The following is an 18,858-nucleotide window of genomic DNA, read 5'->3' as shown; positions in this document are numbered from 1 at the left end:
CCAGCCGAGCAGCAAACAAATCGCATTCCCTCCGGTGCTGCCAGTGCCGCGAGCGAAGACGGCGGAATAAGACCGTCCCCAGCGCTAGCGGACCGGTCTTACGCGTTGCAGGTGCCCCCACGTCAACGATTACAGCGAAACTGTTGCCGTGGGTTAACGATAGGTTACCTGCACATGACGGCGGAAACTCACAAGGGTTCTGCTCGTATTGCGCAAATCACTCTCAGCCGGCCCTCAACGGCATCTGCCCGGGCCGCGCTAGCCGCTCCCACGCGGTTACCCGCAGCCTGCCCGTCGACAAATCCGTGGTCAGCGGAGTACCCGCGCGCCCAGACAGTCGGGCGGCCCTCCCTTCTGCTTGGATTTGATCCCATCCCCGCGAGTGAGGTCTGTTGATGAAAGTTGTGCTGGCCGGCTACGGCAGCCGCGGCGACGTCGAGCCCTGCGTTGCCGTCGCCCGCGAGCTGCGTGGGCGAGGACACGATGTCGTGATCGCGGTCCCGCCCGACAAGCTCGCCGTGGCCGAGTCGGTGGGGCTGGCTGCGGTCGCCTACGGGCCCGACAGTCGCGAGCAGATGAACATGGCCACCACCTTCGTCCGTAATGTGCAGAACCCGATGAGCGCGTTGCCGCAAGTCATCGAGCGGGTCACCACGGTGTGGACCGGCAAGAGCGAGACGCTGGCCTCCCTGGCGGCCGGTGCCGACCTGCTGGTGGCCGGGATGAACGAGCAGCGGCTCGCCGCCAACGTCGCCGAACATGTCGGCATCCCACTGGCAGCGCTGCACTTCTTTCCCGCCGAGACGTTGGAACTGGGCCGGCTGCAGTCGGACGTCACCAGCGCGGCCGAGGGCGCGCAGCGGCGGGCGCTCGGACTGCCCGGCACCCCGTCGGCGCAATCGTCGCTGGAGATCCAGACCTACGACGAGCTGCTGGCGCCCGAGCTGGCCAAACAATGGGCCAGGTCGGGATACCGGCGGCCCTTCGTCGGGTCGCTGACCCTCGGTCTGCCCACCGACGCCGACGACGAGGTGTTGTCGTGGATCGCCGACGGGACGCCGCCGATCTATTTCGGATTCGGCAGCACGCCCGTCACCTCCCCCGCCGAGACGGTCGCCGTGATCAGCGCGGCCTGCGCGCAGATCGGCGAGCGGGCGTTGATCTGCAGCGGCCCAAACGATTTCACCCATATCCCGGCCGCCGACCACGTGAAGATCGTGGAGACGGTGAACCACGGCGCGGTGTTTCCGGCCTGCCGTGCGATCGTGCACCACGGCGGTGCCGGCACCACCGCCGCGGCCCTGCGGGCGGGCGTGCCCATGCTGATTCTCTGGCTGTGGCTCGATCAACCAATCTGGGCCGACGCGATCGGCAAGCTGGAAGTCGGCGTGGGACGGGCGTTCTCGGCCTCCACCCTGGATTCGTTGGTCGCCGACCTGCGCTCGGTGCGTTCTGCGCACTACCTCAGCCGCGCCAGGGAGGTCGCCACCCGGCTGAGCAAACCCGCCGAAAGCGTGGCGGCGGCGGCCGACCTCCTCGAAGGCGCCGCCCGCCGGGCGTAGCGGAGCGCCGGTTCATCCCAGCGGTGGTGCAAAGCCGGAAGGTCGTGTAGAAGGTTCTGGTGCAGGATCCGCCGAATGCGTCGTTCGACCCGCTGATGCTGCGCGAAGCGATGATCCGGCGGCTGTATCGGCGCTTGTCGGCCGAGGGCCACATCAGGGTGCCTGCCGTGCCGGCCCTCATCGACGAGTACGTCGCGCTGTGCGGCAACGTCTGCGCCACCCTGGGCGTCTGGTACACCCCGGAAAACTCCGCTCGGTTGCGGGCGGCGCTGGAAGTCGAGTTGGCGAAGGCCTTCAAGGCCTCCCCCCGTTCGGAGGTATTGATCTCGTATCAGGCTCCGTTCGGGACGGACGTGAATTTCCGGGTCCAAGCCGACTGGCGCACGGTCGAGGCCGATTACGACCAGTGGGTGCAGGTCCGCCCGCCGCCGTTGTTCGGCACCGAGCCGGATGCACGCGTGCTCGCCCTGGCGGCCGAGGCGGCCGACCCTTCGGCCTATCGGGTGCTGGACGTCGGCGCGGGCACCGGACGCAACGCGCTGGCCCTGGCCCGGCGCGGGCATCCGGTCGACGCGGTCGAGATGACCGCCAAGTTCGCGGAGGTGATCGTCGCCGACGCCGCCGGCGAATCGTTGAGCGTGAACGTTATTCAAAGCGATGTCTTCACCGCGATGGAGGGTGTACGCGAGCGCTATCAGCTCATGGTGCTCTCGGAGGTGGTGTCCGACTTCCGCACGACGCGCGAGTTGCGCGGCATGTTCGAACTCGCCACCGAATGCCTGGCGCAAGGCGGCCGGCTGGTGTTCAACACCTTCCTGGCTCGCGACGGCTATGTCCCCGACGACGTCGCCGTGCAATTCAGCCAGCAGTGCAACAGCATGATTTTCACCCGCGACGAGGTGGCCGCCGCGGCGGCCGGCCTGCCCCTCGAACCGATCGCCGACGACTCCGCGTACGAATACGAGAAGGCCCGGTCGGCTTCGGACGCCTGGCCGCCCACGGGATGGTTCGAGGGATGGGCCGGCGGCCTCGACGTGTTCGACGTCGAGCGTGGCGACTCCCCAATCGAATTGCGCTGGCTCGTCTTTCGCAAGACGGGCTGAGTCGGGCGCCGGTCTACGAGGTCAGATCGCGGGTGGCCGGCCCTTCCAGCAAGGTGCCGTCGGGCGCGAACCGCGACCCGTGCAGCGGGCACTCCCACGCCTTGTCGGCGTCGTTCCAGTTCACGATCCCGCCGAGGTGCGTGCACACGGGTGAGACGCGATGCTCGGTCCCGTCGACGCGGCAGCGCGCCTCCAAATGCCATGGCGGACCGCTCACCACGCCGCCTTCCCCGTTGACGGGGCTGCGGCGGTGAGTCCGTATCGACGGGGTGATCCAGCCCTTCGTCAGGTTGAAGCCGACCTCGAGGTTGGCCTGCAGGGCGGTCGTCAACCCGGTCAACTCGTGCGGACTCCAGCTGGCGAACGCGCGGGCCCAGTCCATCCGCCCGCCCAGGATGCGGCTCGACAGTGCCAGCGCCGCGGCGGCCCCGTTGGTCATCCCCCACTTGTTGAAACCCGTTGCGACAAAGATGGTTTCGCTGTTCGGCAGGATCGGACCCACATAGGGTAGATGGTCGATCGGGGTATAGTCCTGCGCCGACCAGAAGTGGGTCTGCACGGCGCCCGGGTAGTGCTTGCGTGCCCACGCCGACAGTTCGTCGAGCGCCTGGGACGGACTCTTCTCGCGCCCCACGGTATGACCGGCGCCGCCCACGATCAGCCGCTCCCCGTCCGCGACCGGGGCGTACCGCACCGAACGGGTCGGCGAGTCGGTGGAGATCATCATCGGGCGGGTGATGTTGCCCGGAACCTTGAAGGCCAGGCAGTAGGACCGGCTGGGCTTCACCCGAGCGAAATAACCGCCGCGATCCAGGATCGGGATGCCGGTGGCCAGCACCAGCTGGCGAGCCTGCAGTTCGACGTCCCGCTCGGCGGCGTCGTTGACCTGCACGCGGACCTGCTTGCCGCGCCAGGAGACCCGACGCACCCGGGTGTGCTCGACCAGCCGTCCGCCGCGGTCGAGCAGCTCGACGGCCAGCGAGTCGAGGAAGGGCATCGGGTCGAACTGCGCCTGGTCGGCCAGCCGCACCCCGCCGTGATACGGGAACGGGACGTCGGCGTCGTCGTCCCACACCGCCGGCAGGCCCACCGCCTGACACGCGGTCAGTTCGGCACGCGCCCGCGGGACGCCCCGCACCGACTGGGCGTAGGTGTAAGCGTCCTCGCGCTGCACGGCGACGCCGTTGGCCTCGCAGTGCGCCAGCACCCACTCCTGGCCTTCGCGGTTGCCGTCCACGTACGCGCGCGCGAGGTCCCGGCCATGCCGCGGTAGCACCTTGGAGAGCTGACTGCCTTGCAGCAGGCTGATTTTGGCGGTGGTGTTCCCGGTCGCGCACGCCCCCACCGTGCGCGCCTCCAGCACCAGCACGTCCTTGCCGGCGCGGGCCAGTAGGACGGCCGTCATCAGGCCGGTGATGCCGGCGCCCACCACGATGACATCGGCGGACACCGAACCTTGGTCAAGCCGGCTTGCGGTCCAGGGCTGTTCGCTTCGTTCTGTCATCCACAAAGAGGTCACGGCTTTGCTGATACCCCGGCCCGGCCCGTGGAAACGCACCCGGCGGGCTCACGCCCGCTTCAACCGCGCTTTGGCCTCCTTCACCGACTCCGCGGCGGCTCGGCTCACCTGCCGCGCCTCGTCGTAGTCCGTTTCGGCGCGGTCGAGTTCCCGTTCGGCCGCCCGCAACGCCCGCGCCGCATCGTCACGACGCCGGCGGGCGCCATCTCGTTCGGCTTGTCGCAGCGACAACGCGTCGTCGGCCTCGGCCTTGACGCGTTCGGCGGTGTCGACGGCCGCGCTCAGTTTCTCGCGCCGTTCGGTTTGCGCCTTGGCGTCCGCCGACCGCTTCCGAGCCGGGGCGCCGGGGCGCTTCGCTGGTTCGCTCGGAGTCCCCGCCGGTTCCGGCGCGGCCTCGCCGAAGCCACCGAAACCCGACCACTGCTCGGGCCGGGTCAACCGGCCCAGGCGGTCCCCGATCTGCGGGTCGGCGATGGCGGCCTGCAGCGTGCTGGTGAGGTCTTCGCGCACCGCCGCCGACGGTTGCTTGAGATCGGCCTCCTCGAGCGCCTTGCGGGTGAGCTCGTCGATGAGTTTGCGTTGCTCGGCCGTCAGGTCCCGGATCCGTCCGCCATCCATCGCCGCATGCGCGGCGCGCAGTCGCTCCCCGAGGTCGGCGAGTCGCCGCCGGGTGTCCGCGTGCCGCAGCGCCAGCCGGTTGACGACCCAGGCGGCCGTCGTCGGTTTGTTGGCGGCGGAAATCCGTTTCGCCGCGGCGGTATCGCCGCGCTGTTTGGCGGCGGCGGCCAGTTTGGTGCGTTGCGCGGTGAACTCCTTCGGCGCCACCTCATAGAGGCTGTCGAGTTCGTCATCGGCCATGACGCCATGATCTCGCGCGCACGCCGGTTGCAGGCCCGGGTTACCCGGGGCGGTTTAAAAACCGCATGTCGCGGGATACCTCATCTTCAACATCGACTTCGCCGGGCAGAATTCTCAGGCCTGCGAGAACCAGAAAGCAGGGATTCGGCAGCTTCATGATGTCCAAGAACAGCGATCAGTTCGTCGGCCGGATCCTGCGGGTCAGCCGGCCTCGCCGACTCTTGCTCGCGGTCTGCGTGATCGTCGCCGCGGTGGCCGCGATATACGTTGTGTCGACCACACATTGTCTGGGCGGTCACTGCGGGCAGGGCGGCGCGCCCGCGAAAACCGCTGGGCCGGCACAGATAACGATCACTCCCGCCCCCGACTCGCATGACGTCGACCCGGTCGCCCCGGTCACGGTCAAAGCCGAGAACGGAACCCTGACCGGTGTCGAGATGGTCAACGAGAGCGGCAAGCCGATCGAGGGCGTCATGACACCCGACAACACGGTGTGGAAGCCGACGGTCCCGCTGGGCTACGGACGCACCTACACCCTGACCGTCACCAGCAGTGGCGTCAGTGGCGTTGCGGCCAAGCAGGTTTCGTCATTTTCCACGCTGAAGCCGTCCAACCAGACCAAGGTGTCGTTCACCGCCACGTCGGAGGCCGCGCTGCACGACGGCGGCACCTACGGCGTCGGAACGGTGATCGTGGCGCACTTCGACGAGAAGATCGCGGATCGCGCCGCCGCCGAGCGACAACTGTCGGTGACCACAAACCCGAAAGTCGAGGGATCCTGGTACTGGGTCGACGACCAGAACGCTCATTGGCGGCCCGAGCACTACTACGCGCCCGGCACGACCGTCACCGCCGAGGCGAAGATCTACGGAATAGCGTTGGGCGACGGCTTGTTCGGGCAGGACGACACCAAGGTCTCGTTTCGGATCGGCGACGCGCACGTCTCGATCGCCGATGACGCCACCCACCAGGTCAGCGTCTTCGACAACGGAAACCTGGTGCGCACGATGCCGACCAGCATGGGAATGGGCGGCACCGAAGACGTCGGCGGTAAGACGATCTCGCTGTGGACCCCGTCCGGGGTCTACACGGTGCTGGACAAGGGCAATCCCGTCATCATGGACTCCTCGACCTTCGGCCTGCCCAAGAACTCCAGGCTCGGATATCGCGAAACCATCAACTGGGCGACCAAGATCAGCAGCGACGGCATATATCTGCACGAACTCGACGCGACGGTATGGGCCCAGGGCCACCGCGACACGTCGCATGGCTGCTTGAACCTCAACGCCGACAACGCGAAATGGTTCTTCGACTTTTCGGTACCGGGCGACGTAGTCGAGGTCCGCAACAGCGGCGGGCCACCGCTGACGCTGGCCCAAAACGGCGACTGGACGCTCAGCTGGGACGACTGGCGCAAGGGCAGCGCCCTGAAACCGACCTGAGCCCGCAGGTGATCCACCTCATTCGTCGCCTCGTGTTGTGCCCCACTTCACAATAAACTCTTGACTCGTTCCAATTAAGGCGTCATATTGGTGGCGTGTCATCGACGGCCGATTACGCGGGCAGGTTGCGGATGGCCGATCTGCGGGTCACCCGGCCCAGGGTTGCCGTGCTGGAAGCCGTGGACGCCAATCCGCACGCCGACACCGAGACGATCTTCTCGGCGGTACGGGTTGGCCTGCCCGATGTTTCGCGTCAAGCCGTGTACGACGTGCTCAATGCGCTGACCACTGTCGGTCTGGTTCGGCGCATCCAGCCCCTGGGCATGGTCGCGCGCTACGAATCGCGCGTCGGCGACAACCACCACCACGTCGTGTGCCGATCCTGCGGGATCATCGCCGACATCGACTGCGCCGTCGGTGACGCTCCCTGCCTGACGCCCTCGGACGACGACAACGTTCTCGATGGCTTCGTTCTCGACGAGGCCGAAGTCATCTACTGGGGCCTGTGTGCCGATTGCTCGACGACAGGTTCTTAGATCACAGCCCGTGATCGCAGCCCGATTCACCCACCCTCGAAAGGAATGCTGTGTCATCTGATACATCCGCCAGCCGCCCTCCCCAACCCGACGCCGGGTCGGCTAGCAACAGCGAAAGCGAAAACCCAGCAATCCCTTCACCGCAGCCCAAGTCGAGCGCCCCGCGGACCAACCAGGACTGGTGGCCCAACCAGGTCGATGTGTCGCGCCTGCACCCGCATGCTCCCCAGTCCGACCCGCTCGGCGAGGACTTCGACTACGCCGAGGAGTTCGCCAAGCTTGATGTCGAGGCGCTCAAGGCCGACATGATCAAGCTGCTGACCACCTCGCAGGACTGGTGGCCCGCCGACTACGGCCACTACGGTGGCCTGTTCATCCGGATGAGCTGGCACGCCGCCGGCACCTACCGCATCTATGACGGCCGCGGTGGCGGCGGCCAGGGCATGCAGCGCTTCGCTCCGCTCAACAGCTGGCCGGACAACGCGAGCCTGGACAAGGCGCGCAGGCTGCTGTGGCCGCTGAAGAAGAAGTACGGCAACAAGATCTCCTGGGCGGACCTGCTGCTGTTCGCCGGGAACACGGCCCTGGAATCCATGGGGTTCAAGACGTTCGGCTTCGCCTTCGGCCGCGAAGACGTCTGGGAGCCCGAGGAGATTCTCTTCGGTGAAGAGGAAGAGTGGCTGGGAACCGACAAGCGCTACTCGGGTGAACGCGACCTCGCGCAGCCCTACGGTGCCACCACCATGGGTCTGATCTACGTCAATCCGGAAGGCCCCGAAGGCAAGCCGGACCCGGTCGCGGCGGCGATCGACATCCGCGAGACCTTCGGCCGGATGGCGATGAACGACGAGGAGACGGCCGCGCTGATCGTCGGCGGCCACAGCTTCGGCAAGACGCACGGTGCCGGCGACGCCGACCTGGTCGGTCCGGAACCTGAGGCAGCCCCGATCGAACAGCAGGGGCTGGGCTGGAAGAGCTCGTTCGGCAGCGGCGTGGGCAAGGACGCCATCACCAGCGGCCTCGAGGTGGTCTGGACGCCGACGCCGACCAAGTGGGACAACTCCTTCCTGGAGACGCTGTACGGCTACGAGTGGGAGCTCACCAAGAGCCCCGCCGGGGCCTGGCAGTTCACCGCCAAGGACGGCGCGGGCGCCGGGACCATTCCGGATCCGTTCGGTGGGCCGGGGCGCGCCCCGACGATGCTGGTCACCGATATCTCGTTGCGGGAAAGCCCGATCTACCGCGACATCACGCGGCGCTGGCTGGACCACCCCGAGGAGCTGGCCGACGCCTTCGCCAAGGCGTGGTACAAGCTGCTGCACCGCGACATGGGACCGGTCACCCGCTTCCTGGGGCCGTGGATTCCCGAACCGCAGCTGTGGCAGGACCCGGTGCCGGCCGTCGACCACGCGCTGGTCGACGAGACGGACGTTGCGGACCTGAAGAGCAAGGTCCTGGCGTCCGGTCTCTCCGTTCAGCAGCTGGTCAAGACCGCCTGGTCGGCCGCGGTCAGCTACCGCAACACCGACAAGCGCGGTGGCCCGAACGGCGGGCGGCTGCGACTCGAGCCGCAGCGGAGCTGGGAGGTCAACGAGCCCTCCGAACTCGACAAGGTGTTGCCCGTGCTGGAGCGGATCCAGCAGGACTTCAACGCCTCGGCCTCCGGCGGGAAGAAGATCTCGATCGCCGACCTGATCGTGCTGGCCGGTTCCGCGGCGGTCGAGAAGGCGGCCAAGGACGCGGGCTACGAGATCTCGGTGCATTTCGCCCCCGGGCGCACCGACGCCTCGCAGGAGAGCACCGACGTGGAGTCGTTCGCCGTGCTCGAACCGCGGGCCGACGGGTTCCGCAACTACGCGCGGCCCGGCGAGAAGGCCCCGCTCGAGCAGCTCTTGTTGGACCGGGCCTACATGCTGGGTGTGACCGGTCCGGAGCTGACGGTGCTCGTCGGCGGGCTGCGCGCGCTGGGCGCCAACCACGGCGGCAGCAAGCACGGTGTGTTCACCGACCGGCCGGGCGCGTTGACGAACGACTTCTTCGTCAACCTGCTCGACATGGGCACCGAGTGGAAGGCCTCGGAGACCGCGGAGAACGTCTACGAAGGGCACGACCGGGCCTCCGGCGAGCTCAAGTGGACCGCGACCCCGAATGACCTTGTGTTCGGCTCGAACTCGGTGCTGCGCGCGCTGGCCGAGGTTTACGCCCAGGACGACAACCACGGCAAGTTCGTGGAGGACTTCGTCGCGGCGTGGGTGAAGGTCATGAACAACGACCGGTTCGACCTCAAGTAAGACCCGGTCACCGGCAAGAAACGGCACCCCGCGAGCCATGCGCTCGCGGGGTGCCGTTCCTTCATGCCGCCCTCTTTCATGGACGATGCGCCCGCGATCTCGCGACACGTAAACCACGCACACGACACGCCGCGATCGGTCGCCCTGGTTTATGTCTCGTGTGGCGGAGAAGGACTTCTAGGTCAGCGATCCAGGTCCCACTGCCCGAAATCGGCGGCGAGGACATCGTCGACGTCGACATTGATGCCGCCCAGCAGCGGGCCCGGATTTCCCGGGCTGTTGACGACCGTTTGGTAGAGCACAGCGGCGGGTTCGCGCTCGCCGTGCGACCACGACCTGGTCTGCCACGCCCACTGGTGCCCGGCGCTGGTGGACGGCCCGATCACCCCGTCCCTGATGGCCCACCCGCACGCCCGGGCATGCCCGTAGATGCCGGTGCGACCCACACCCAGCACCGAGTTGATGCCTCGAAACCATTGGACGGCAACGCTATTCCACGTGTTGGCGTCGATGTCATCGTCGACGCTGAAAAAGATCGGGGCCGAGTTCGGGCCGCCGGCCGCCGAGTGCAGCTGCATGGCCGTGTGGGCGTCCGCGACGCCGCCGTCATAGCCGCGGGTGAGATCCGACGGGTCCGGCCAACCGGGCTTGCCGTATTGGAAGTTGCTGACGATATGCAGGCCCGCCGCGCGCAGCGCATCGGCGTACTCCCGGGTCAGCGGCTTGGCTTCGAAGTTGGCGCCCGGCCGCGACTGCGACACGTAGTTCACCACGCCGTCATAGCCCGCCGACTTGATCTCCTCCGGTGCGATCCTGCGCTCGGCGAAATCGATCAGCCTCATGCCGGCCGCCGAGGCTTTCGGGGCGGCGGGGCTTGCCGCCACCGCGCCCAGGCTGAGCAGGGCCGGCGCCACGACATAGGCGCCGGCGTATTTGAGGACCTCGCGCCTCGACGGCGACCACCGATCGCCGCGTCCACCCGGTCCGGCCGAATCCCGCACCGCGCGATGGTAACAAAAGGCACGGGCCTTCCTCAGAGCGATCTTCGCCGGTCAGCGCCGCTGGGCCGAGGCGCCTCGCGTGCGGAACCGACCGGTCGGAAAGCGGGCGGACACCGGCCAGTGGCATGATCTTTGCGTGTCGGACATCCCGGGGGCCGCCTGCGCGAGGGACGGTGGGTTTCCGGCTCGTTGCGCACGATTAGGTGATCGAACTATAGTCTGGACACATGTCCAGTTTGCTGTCGCGGAGTTCGGGAGTCCGTTGACCGCGATGTATTCGGCGCCATTCCGCGGTCATTTTCCAGCAAAGAAGAGTTGAGTATGCGAATTGCCCTGCTGTCCTACCGTAGTAAGACACATTGCGGCGGACAGGGCGTCTACGTGCGCCATCTCAGCCACGGCCTGGTGGAGCTCGGCCACGACGTCGAGGTGTTCTCCGGCCAGCCGTATCCCGACCTGCTCGACCCGCGGGTCCGGCTCACCGAAGTGCCCAGCCTCGACCTGTACCGGGAACCCGACCCGTTCCGGGTGCCGCGGCCCAGCGAGATTCGCGACTCGATCGACCTGCGGGAATTGCTCACCACGTGGACCGCGGGCTTTCCCGAACCGCGGACGTTCACGATGCGGGCCGCGCGGTTACTTGCCCAGCGCACAGCCGATTTCGACGTCGTCCACGACAACCAGAGCCTGGGCACCGGATTGCTGCGCATCGCCGAGGCGGGACTTCCCGTGGTGGCCACCGTGCACCACCCGATCACCCGCGACCGGGTGCTGGATCTGGCGGCAGCGCGATGGTGGCGAAAACCGTTGGTGCGCCGCTGGTATGGGTTCTTGGACATGCAGCAGGAGGTCGCCCGCCACATCCCCGACCTGTTGACGGTCTCCTCGTCGTCCGCGTCCGACATCATCGCCGACTTCGGCGTCGCGCCCGACCAACTCCACGTGGTGCCGCTGGGCGTGAACACCGAACTGTTCAAACCGGGATCGGGCCCCCGCGAGCCCGGCCGCATCATCGCGATCGCCAGTGCCGATACCCCGCTCAAGGGCGTCCGCACCCTGCTGCAAGCGGTCGCCCGGCTGCGCACCGTGCGTGATCTCGAGCTGCGGCTGGTTGCCAAGGTGGAACCCAACGGCCCGACCCACAAACTCATCGCCGAACTCGGGATCTCCGACATCGTGCACATCACCAGCGGGCTGTCCGACGCCGAGCTGGCCGCCCTGTTCGCCTCCGCGGAGGTCGCCTGCATTCCGTCGCTCTACGAAGGCTTTTCGCTCCCAGCCGTGGAAGCCATGGCCAGCGGCACCCCGATCGTCGCCAGCCGGGTCGGTGCCCTGCCGGAAGTCCTCGGGACCGACGGTGCTTGCGCCGAACTGGTGCCGCCCGCCGACGTCGATGCGCTGACCCACGCGCTCGGTGAACTGCTGGACTCACCGGAAAAGCGCCGCAGCCTCGGGAAGGCGGGACGAACCCGCGCCGTCAACGTCTTCAGCTGGGAAGCCGTGGCCGCGCAAACCGTTCGGGTCTACGAGCGGGCGATCGCACGCAACGCGCAGAGCGAAGCGCCATGCTGACAGTCGATTTCGACCGGCTGGGGATCGGACCGTCGAGCAAGGTCATCGACGTGGGTTGCGGAGCCGGCCGGCACGCGTTCGAAGCGTATCGCCGCGGCGCCGACGTCGTGGCCTTCGATCGCGACGAGGCCGAATTGCGTTCGGTGGACACCATTTTGCGCGCGATGGCCGAAGCCGGCGAGGCGCCCGCCGGTGCCTCGGCGAAGGTGGTCGTCGGTGATGCGCTGAAGTTGCCCTACGCCGACGAGACGTTCGACTGCGTCATCGCTTCGGAGATCCTGGAGCACATTCCCGACGACGACGTGGCGATCGCCGAGCTGATCAGAGTGCTCAAAGCCGGTGGCACGCTGGCGGTCAGCGTCCCACGGTGGCTGCCCGAGCGCCTGTGCTGGTTGCTGTCCGACGAGTACCACGCCAACGAGGGTGGCCACGTACGCATCTACCGGGCCAGCGAGCTGCGCGGCAAGATCGCCCGCGACGGAATGGCACTGACCCACACCCATCACGCCCATGCGCTGCACTCCCCCTTCTGGTGGCTCAAATGCGCTGTGGGAGTGGAAAACACCGACCACCCCGCGGTGACCGCCTACCACAAGCTCCTGGTTTGGGACCTGATGCAGCGGCCCAAGATCACCCAGCTGGCGGAGTCGCTGCTCAACCCGCTGGTGGGCAAGAGCGTAGCGATGTACTTCGTCAAGCCACAGGAGGCGAAAAGCCAGGCGACTGAGGGATATTCAGTTGCATCGGTCTAGTGTGCCAGCCGTTGCGGGGGTGTTGACTCCCGAGCAGTGCCGCCAGACCGCGCTTTCCATCGCCGCCGCACAGGAATCCACTGGTGCCATCCCCTGGTTCGAGGGCGGGCACACCGATCCGTGGGACCACATCGAGTGCGCGATGGCGCTGACCACCGCCGGACTGCTGGAGCCGGCGCGCGCCGCGTTCGACTGGAGCCGGCGCACCCAGCGCTCGGATGGATCCTGGCCCATCCAATTCCGGTCGGGGGTCATCGAAGACGACAACAGCGACAGCAATTTCTGCGCCTACATCGGCGCCGGGGTGTGGCACCACGTGCTGGTCACCGGCGACGAGTCATTCGCGGCGGAAATGTGGCCGGTGGTGCACAAAGCGATCGACTTCGTCATCGACATGCAGGTCGGGTATGGCGAGATCGGTTGGGCCCGAAGCGAAGCCGGTGTGTTGCCGGAGGCCCTGCTGACCGGGTGCTCGAGCATCTACCACAGCATCCGCTGTGCGCTTGCCCTGGCCGCGTTGGTCGGCGACCCGCAGCCGGAGTGGGAGTTGGCGCTCGGCCGTCTGGGGCACGCCATCTCCGCGCATCCCGAGGCGTTCACCGAAAAGGACCGCTACTCGATGGACTGGTACTACCCCATCCTGGGTAGCGCGTTGCGTGGCCCGGCGGCGGCCGCGCGCATCAAGCAGCGTTGGGATGCCTTCGTGGTCGACGGCCTGGGCATCCGGTGCGTCGGCGACCGCCCGTGGGTGACGGGCGCCGAAACATGCGAGCTGGTGATGGCGCTGGACGCGATCGGGCAAAGCTCCGACGCCCACCGTCAGTTCGCCGCGATGCAGCATCTGCGCGAGGACGACGGATCTTATTGGACGGGACTGGTTTTCGCCGACGGCAAACGGTGGCCGGAAGAGCGCACCACATGGACGGGCGCGGCCGTGATCTTGGCGGCGGACGCCCTGTCGAACACCACCGCCGGTGCGGGCATCTTTCGCGGCGACGAACTGCCACTGGGTTTGCAGACCGACTTCGACTGCGAATGCGTGGTCACCGGCCCCGGCCGGTAAGCCCCGGGCTGGCTAGACCCGCTCCCCCGGCTGACCGCTGACTCGTTCGAGCAGCCGCAACGATCCGGTGGCCGATACCTCCCGGAACTGTCCGGAATCGAGTGCGCGGCAGTAGATGTAGTAGGGCGGGCGCCCGCCGTCCTTCGGGTCGGGAAATACGTCGTGGATGACCAGCGCCCCACCGGGGGCGACCCACTTGGCCCAGCCGTCGAAGTCCTGGTTCGCGGCGGCTTCGCTGTGGCCGCCGTCGATGAACAGGAACTGCAGCGGCGCCCGCCACGCCCGTGCCACCAGCGGCGACTTGCCGACGATCGCGACGACGTGATCGTCCAACCGGGCGGTGTCGAGCGCCCGGCGAAACGTCGGCAGCGTGTCGAACAGGCCCGTCACCTCGTCCACCATCGACGCGTCGTGATACTCCCACCCGGCCTGGTGCTCCTCGGACCCGTGGTGGTGGTCGACCGTGTAGAGCACGCTGCCGGTTTGTTGGGCGGCCGCACCCAGCAGCAGGGTGGATTTGCCGCAGTAGGTGCCGATCTCGACGCCCAGACCGCCGCCGAGATACCGCAGCGCGGCGTCGTACAACGCGCGCCCCTCGTCGGCCGGCATGAAACCTTGTACCTGCTCGGCCAGCGCGAACAAGCGCTCGGGCGCACTCGCGTCGACGTGACTCATCAGCTGAACCTATCGCCTCGATCGCCGCTGCCGACACCGTGGTCGCTGTTCGCGCTCAGCGATCACCGGAGCTCTGTTCACCGGGTGTGCGGCGGCCGGAGCGCCTTCGCCTTACCATCATGGGCGTGCGCGCCTTGCTTATCCGCAAATTTGCTGGTGTCGGCCTCGCCGCGGTCATGGCCGCGGCCGCCGCGTTGCTGCCCGCCACGGTGCTGCCGTCCGGGGCCCCGGGGGCGGCGCCACCGGCCGCGGCCGCGAACTGCCCGCCGGTACAGGTCGTGTTCGCCCGGGGGCGCAACGAATCGCCGGGGCCGGGTGTGCTGGGCAACGCGTTCATCAGCGCCCTGCGGTCCAAGGTGAACAGGACCGTGGGCGTGTACGCCGTGCAATATCCCGCCGACACCGAGGTCGCCCAGGGCGCCAACGACATGAGCCACCACATCCAGGACATGGTCAACAGCTGCCCCGACACCAGGTTGGTGCTGGGCGGTTATTCGCTGGGCGCGGCGGTCACCGACGTCGTGCTGGCGGCGCCCATCGGCGCGTTCGGTTTCGACAGCCCGCTGCCGCCGGGCATCGATCAGCACGTCGCCGCCGTCGCCCTGTTCGGCAATGGCAGCCAATGGGTGGGTCCGATCACTAACTTCAGTCCCGTCTACAACGACCGGACCATCGAGTTGTGCCACGGTGCCGATCCCATCTGCAACCCCGCCGACCCGAACACGTGGAAGGAAAACTGGCCGCAGCACCTCGCCGGGGCCTACATCGACGCGGGCATGGCCAATCAGGCCGCCGACTTCGTCGCCAGCAAGCTCTGAGTCAGGCGGCCGCCGCTTGCGTTTAGCCCGGCACAGACGGGTACTAGGAACTCCAGGTGCGCGCGGAGGGACTAGCCATTGCCGGATGACCAGATCGTCGACCTCAGATCCGCGCTGGCGCGACTGGCGCGCCACGACAAGCAGCTGATCGAGACCGACCATCCGATCGACCCGATCGGCGAACTCGCCGGCGTCTACCGCCGCATCGGCGCCGGCGGCACCGTCGAACGACCGACGCGCATCGGACCGGCCATGATCTTCAACAACGTGACCGGCTTTCCGGGCTGGCGGGTGCTGGTCGGGTTGATGGCCAGCCGCAAACGCGTCGGCATCCTGCTCGAGTCGCCGGCCGACCGGCTCACCCAACGCATGGCCGATGCCTACGAAAACGCCTTGGGCCCAGCGGATTTCACTGGCCACAATGCGCCCTGCCAAGAGGTGGTCCATCGCGCCGATCACCCGGACTTCGATCTGCGTACCCTGCTGCCCGCGCCCACCAACACCGACCTGGACGCGGGGCCGTACTTCTGCCTGGGTTTGGTGCTGGGCAGCGACCCCGAACTGGGCACCGATGTCACCATCCACCGGCTGTGCGTGCAGGGCCGTGACGAGATGACGATCTTCTTCGCACCCGGCCGCCACATCGACGCCTTCCGGCAACGCGCCGAGGCCGACGGACGCAAGTTCGAGATCACGGTCAACATGGGCCTGGACCCGGCGATCCCGCTGGGCGCCACGTTCGAGGCGCCCACCACCCCGCTCGGCTACGACGAGCTCGCCATCGCCGGCGGCCTGCGCGGCAAACCCGTCGAACTGGTCAAGGGCGTCACGGTCGACCAGAAGGCGATCGCCACGGCCGAGGTCGTCATCGAGGGCTACATCATCCCCGGCGAACGGCAGGCCGAAGACCAGAACACCCACACCGGACACGCCATGCCGGAGTTCCCCGGCTATGACGGCCCGGCCAACCCGGCCTTGCCGGTGATCAAGGTGACCGCGGTGACCACCCGCACCGATCCGATTCTGCAGACCCTGGTGGGCCCCGGCGAGGAGCACGTCAGCCTCGCCGGAATCCCCACGGAGGCCAGCATTTTCCACGCCCTGCACGCCGCCATGCCCGGCTTCGTCACCGACGTCTACTCCCATAGCGCCGGCGGCGGTAAGTTCCTGGCCGTCCTCAAGTGCAACAAGACCAAGGCCTTCGATGACGGCCGCGCGCGCCAAGCCGCGCTGGTGGCGTTGGGCGTCTATTCGGAACTGAAGAACGTCATCCTGGTCGACGGCGACGTCGACATCTTCGACAGCGACGACGTGCTGTGGGCGATGCAGACCCGGATGCAGGGCAACCGCGACATCGTCACCATTCCCGGGGTGGCCGGTCATGTTCTGGATCCGACCCAGCAGCCCGAGTACGACCCGACGCTGCCGGCCAAGGGCACCACGTGCAAAACGATTTTCGACGCCACCGCACCGTTTCGCATGCAAGCCCAGTTCGAACGGGCGCACTTCCGCGATGTCGACCCCCGCCCGTATGCCCCCGATCTGGACTTGGAGTATCCGTGATGACCCAGCCGAACCAGCCCGACCGCGTCATCGTGGGCATCACCGGAGCCACCGGAATCGTCTACGGCGTGCGGGCGCTCGATGTGCTGCGCAGCGTCGGCATCGAAACCCACCTCATCGTCACCCGTGCCGGGCACCTGACCCGCGCCTACGAAACCGATCTCACCCGGGAGCAGATCGAGGCCCGCGCCGACCACGTGTACAGCGTCACCGACGTCGGCGCCCCCATGGCGTCGGGTTCCTTCCTCACCCGGGGCATGCTGATCGCGCCCGCATCAATGCGCAGCGTGGGCGAGATCGCCAACGGCGTGTCCAGCTCACTGCTGTCCCGGGCCGCCGACGTCGTCCTCAAGGAGCGTCGCCGCCTGGTGCTCATGGTGCGCGAGGCGCCGCTGAACCTGATCCACCTGCGTAACATGGCGACCATCAGCGAAGCCGGCGGCACCATCTTCCCGCCGGTGCCGGCCTTCTACTTCCGGCCCACCAGCCTCGAGGACATCGTCGATCACTCCGTCGGCCGGGCCCTTGACCAATTCGGCATCCACACCGACGTCTTCCCGCGCTGGGACGACGACCTGCGCCGGACCGTGATGCAACACGAGATGCAACACGAAACGCCGGAAGTGCCGGAATCGCAGAAAGCACCGGAAGTGCCGACGGGCCACGCCTAACGCAGGTTGGTGGGGTTGAGGTCGTCGGGCATCTGCTGGCCGGCGTCCTCGTAGGCCTTCTTGATCGCGGCCATCGCCGGCGCGCCGTAGTCGCGCTTCTTCGCGACCACCATGTCGTAGCTGGCGCGCAGCGAATCCAGCTGGCCGCGGAATTCGGGAATCACGTGGCGGCCCATCAATTCGTAGCTGCGCAGCGTGGCCTCGCGGTCCGCCCAATCCCCGGCCAGCACCAAAAAGCCCCCGAACCCGCCGGTGATGTTCTGCAACCGGTGCAGCGCCTCGATCATGTCGTCGGGCGTGCCCACGATGGCGGCGTCCTCTTCGATCTCCTGCTCGAGCGTGTAGTCGTTCTTCAGCCCGGCGACCCGTTTGAAGTATCCGACGCGTTCGGCCTCGCGCCCCTCGATCACCTCGGACTTGGCCTGTTCGCGGGTGGGCGCGAGATGGGCCCGGATCACCAGGCGCCATTCGTCGCGGCGCAGCTGCTTGCCGCTTTCGGCGGCGGCCTTCTCGCCGAGCGCCCAGTGCGCCGCCAGGTCCTTCTTGCCGCCGATCAGGCCGGCGCCCAGCGATAACACCCCCACGCCGTGCGTGCCCGCGGCCGTCATGCCCGACGGCGAGGTGCTGGACGCGACGGCGATCGGCATCGACCCGTTGACCGGAAGCAGCTGCAGCCGAGCCTCATTCAGGGTGAACCAGTCGCTGTGATGGGTGACGACCTCACCGGCGAGCAGCCGGATGATCACGCCCAGGGCCTCGTTCATCCGCGGGCGCTGCGTGCTGGGATCGATGCCCATCATCGTGGCGTCGGAGATCAGCGCCCCGGGCCCCACGCCCAACATGGCCCGGCCGTGGGTCAGGTAGTCGAGCTGCACGAACCGGTCGGCCACCATCATCGGGTGGTGATACGGCAGGCTGACGACGCCGGAGCCGAGCTTGATCCGCCGGGTCCGTTGCCCGGCGGCCGCCAGGAACATCGCCGGATCGGCGATGTTCTCCCATGCCGCCGAGTGGTGCTCGCCCACCCACGCCTCGTCGAAGCCCCACCGGTCGCACCATTCGATGAGCTCGAGGTCCCGCTCGTAGGTGGTCAACGGGCTCTCGCGGACCGGGTGGTAGGGCGCGATGAATGTTCCGAACCTCAACATGCCGTCCTGCTCCTATGATCTACGTCAACGTTCATGTTCAACTGATGACAGCAAGGGGCGCCTCGATGCTCGATCCCGCCGCATACCGCACCATCGATGTCGCCGTGGACGGCGCGACCGCCGTCGCCGTGCTGACGCTGAACCGGCCGGACAAGGCCAACGCCGTCGACGACGTGATGCATTCGGAGCTGTCGCGGGTATTCGCGGCGGCCCAAGACGACGTCCGGGTGCGCGCCGTCGTGCTGACCGGGGCGGGCCGGACCTTCTCCGCCGGCGGCGACGAG

At 67.7% G+C, this 18,858-nt stretch carries 17 protein-coding genes; 12 read left to right on the top strand and 5 right to left on the bottom strand.

Going from position 1 to position 18,858, the window contains the following annotated elements:
• The first annotated feature begins 395 nt into the window (after positions 1-395).
• Positions 396-1,562 (top strand): glycosyltransferase, encoded by a 1,167-nt coding sequence (locus A5646_RS06255; protein WP_066876755.1) that lies wholly within the window; start codon positions 396-398, stop codon positions 1,560-1,562.
• A gap of 59 nt (positions 1,563-1,621) precedes the next feature.
• Positions 1,622-2,665, top strand: coding sequence for a bifunctional 2-polyprenyl-6-hydroxyphenol methylase/3-demethylubiquinol 3-O-methyltransferase UbiG (locus A5646_RS06250; RefSeq protein ID WP_067020623.1), 1,044 nt, complete (start codon positions 1,622-1,624; stop codon positions 2,663-2,665).
• Between the two features lie 13 nt (positions 2,666-2,678).
• Here the strand turns inward: A5646_RS06250 and A5646_RS06245 are convergent, their stop codons facing one another.
• Together A5646_RS06245 and A5646_RS06240 are read right to left on the bottom strand one after the other, a co-directional pair.
• On the bottom strand, positions 2,679-4,169 hold the full coding sequence (locus tag A5646_RS06245; RefSeq protein ID WP_067020655.1) for an FAD-dependent oxidoreductase: 1,491 nt from the start codon (positions 4,167-4,169) through the stop codon (positions 2,679-2,681).
• Between the two features lie 63 nt (positions 4,170-4,232).
• Entirely contained in the window at positions 4,233-5,042 is an 810-nt protein-coding gene (locus tag A5646_RS06240; protein WP_067020619.1) for a hypothetical protein, read from the bottom strand.
• 155 nt (positions 5,043-5,197) lie between these two features.
• On the opposite strand from A5646_RS06240, the gene A5646_RS06235 reads away from it, so the two are divergent.
• The 3 genes from A5646_RS06235 (at position 5,198) to katG (ending at position 9,311) form a co-directional block, all read left to right on the top strand.
• On the top strand, positions 5,198-6,484 hold the full coding sequence (locus tag A5646_RS06235; RefSeq protein WP_067020617.1) for an Ig-like domain-containing protein: 1,287 nt from the start codon (positions 5,198-5,200) through the stop codon (positions 6,482-6,484).
• A gap of 95 nt (positions 6,485-6,579) precedes the next feature.
• A complete protein-coding gene (locus tag A5646_RS06230; RefSeq protein ID WP_156749292.1) occupies positions 6,580-7,020 on the top strand; it encodes a Fur family transcriptional regulator in 441 nt (146 codons plus the stop codon).
• A gap of 50 nt (positions 7,021-7,070) precedes the next feature.
• On the top strand, positions 7,071-9,311 hold the full coding sequence (katG, locus tag A5646_RS06225; protein WP_066863153.1) for a catalase/peroxidase HPI: 2,241 nt from the start codon (positions 7,071-7,073) through the stop codon (positions 9,309-9,311).
• Between the two features lie 182 nt (positions 9,312-9,493).
• On the opposite strand, the gene A5646_RS06220 is transcribed toward katG, so the two are convergent.
• The gene (locus tag A5646_RS06220) at positions 9,494-10,312 is read right to left on the bottom strand and encodes a DUF1906 domain-containing protein (protein ID WP_066876745.1); all 819 of its coding nucleotides are present in this window, start codon (positions 10,310-10,312) and stop codon (positions 9,494-9,496) included.
• A 321-nt stretch (positions 10,313-10,633) separates the two neighbouring features.
• On the opposite strand from A5646_RS06220, the gene A5646_RS06215 reads away from it, so the two are divergent.
• From A5646_RS06215 to A5646_RS06205, 3 genes are read left to right on the top strand one after another with little or no spacing between them, the layout of a single operon-like run.
• Positions 10,634-11,884, top strand: a complete 1,251-nt coding sequence (locus A5646_RS06215; protein ID WP_066863159.1) for a glycosyltransferase family 4 protein — start codon at positions 10,634-10,636, stop codon at positions 11,882-11,884.
• Positions 11,878-12,636 (top strand): class I SAM-dependent methyltransferase, encoded by a 759-nt coding sequence (locus A5646_RS06210; protein WP_066863162.1) that lies wholly within the window; start codon positions 11,878-11,880, stop codon positions 12,634-12,636. Before A5646_RS06215 ends, A5646_RS06210 begins: the two co-directional genes overlap by 7 nt.
• On the top strand, positions 12,623-13,699 hold the full coding sequence (locus A5646_RS06205) for a prenyltransferase (RefSeq protein WP_067020615.1): 1,077 nt from the start codon (positions 12,623-12,625) through the stop codon (positions 13,697-13,699). The genes A5646_RS06210 and A5646_RS06205 overlap by 14 nt, the downstream gene beginning before the upstream one ends.
• A gap of 12 nt (positions 13,700-13,711) precedes the next feature.
• Here the strand turns inward: A5646_RS06205 and A5646_RS06200 are convergent, their stop codons facing one another.
• Complete coding sequence (locus tag A5646_RS06200; protein ID WP_066863167.1) at positions 13,712-14,374, bottom strand: class I SAM-dependent methyltransferase; 663 nt, start codon at positions 14,372-14,374, stop codon at positions 13,712-13,714.
• 119 nt (positions 14,375-14,493) lie between these two features.
• On the opposite strand from A5646_RS06200, the gene A5646_RS06195 reads away from it, so the two are divergent.
• From A5646_RS06195 to A5646_RS06185, 3 genes are all read left to right on the top strand, one after another.
• Complete coding sequence (locus A5646_RS06195) at positions 14,494-15,192, top strand: cutinase family protein (protein ID WP_369806914.1); 699 nt, start codon at positions 14,494-14,496, stop codon at positions 15,190-15,192.
• A gap of 78 nt (positions 15,193-15,270) precedes the next feature.
• Complete coding sequence (locus A5646_RS06190) at positions 15,271-16,755, top strand: UbiD family decarboxylase (protein WP_067020613.1); 1,485 nt, start codon at positions 15,271-15,273, stop codon at positions 16,753-16,755.
• Complete coding sequence (locus tag A5646_RS06185; RefSeq protein WP_066876739.1) at positions 16,755-17,426, top strand: UbiX family flavin prenyltransferase; 672 nt, start codon at positions 16,755-16,757, stop codon at positions 17,424-17,426. The genes A5646_RS06190 and A5646_RS06185 overlap by 1 nt, the downstream gene beginning before the upstream one ends.
• Here A5646_RS06185 and A5646_RS06180 read toward each other — a convergent pair.
• A complete protein-coding gene (locus A5646_RS06180) occupies positions 17,423-18,574 on the bottom strand; it encodes an LLM class flavin-dependent oxidoreductase (protein ID WP_066863176.1) in 1,152 nt (383 codons plus the stop codon). The two genes, A5646_RS06185 and A5646_RS06180, sit on opposite strands and share 4 nt — an antisense overlap.
• A gap of 44 nt (positions 18,575-18,618) precedes the next feature.
• Here A5646_RS06180 and A5646_RS06175 point away from each other — a divergent pair.
• Positions 18,619-18,858: enoyl-CoA hydratase/isomerase family protein (locus A5646_RS06175; protein WP_197505131.1), on the top strand; the 240-nt coding region annotated here is incomplete at its 3' end.

The organism is Mycobacterium sp. 1245499.0, from assembly GCF_001673615.1.
In the GTDB taxonomy this organism is placed as follows: Bacteria; Actinomycetota; Actinomycetes; order Mycobacteriales; family Mycobacteriaceae; genus Mycobacterium; species Mycobacterium europaeum_A.
The sequence above is the reverse complement of the archived record's forward strand: the minus strand, read 5'-3'. Positions and strand labels throughout refer to the sequence as shown.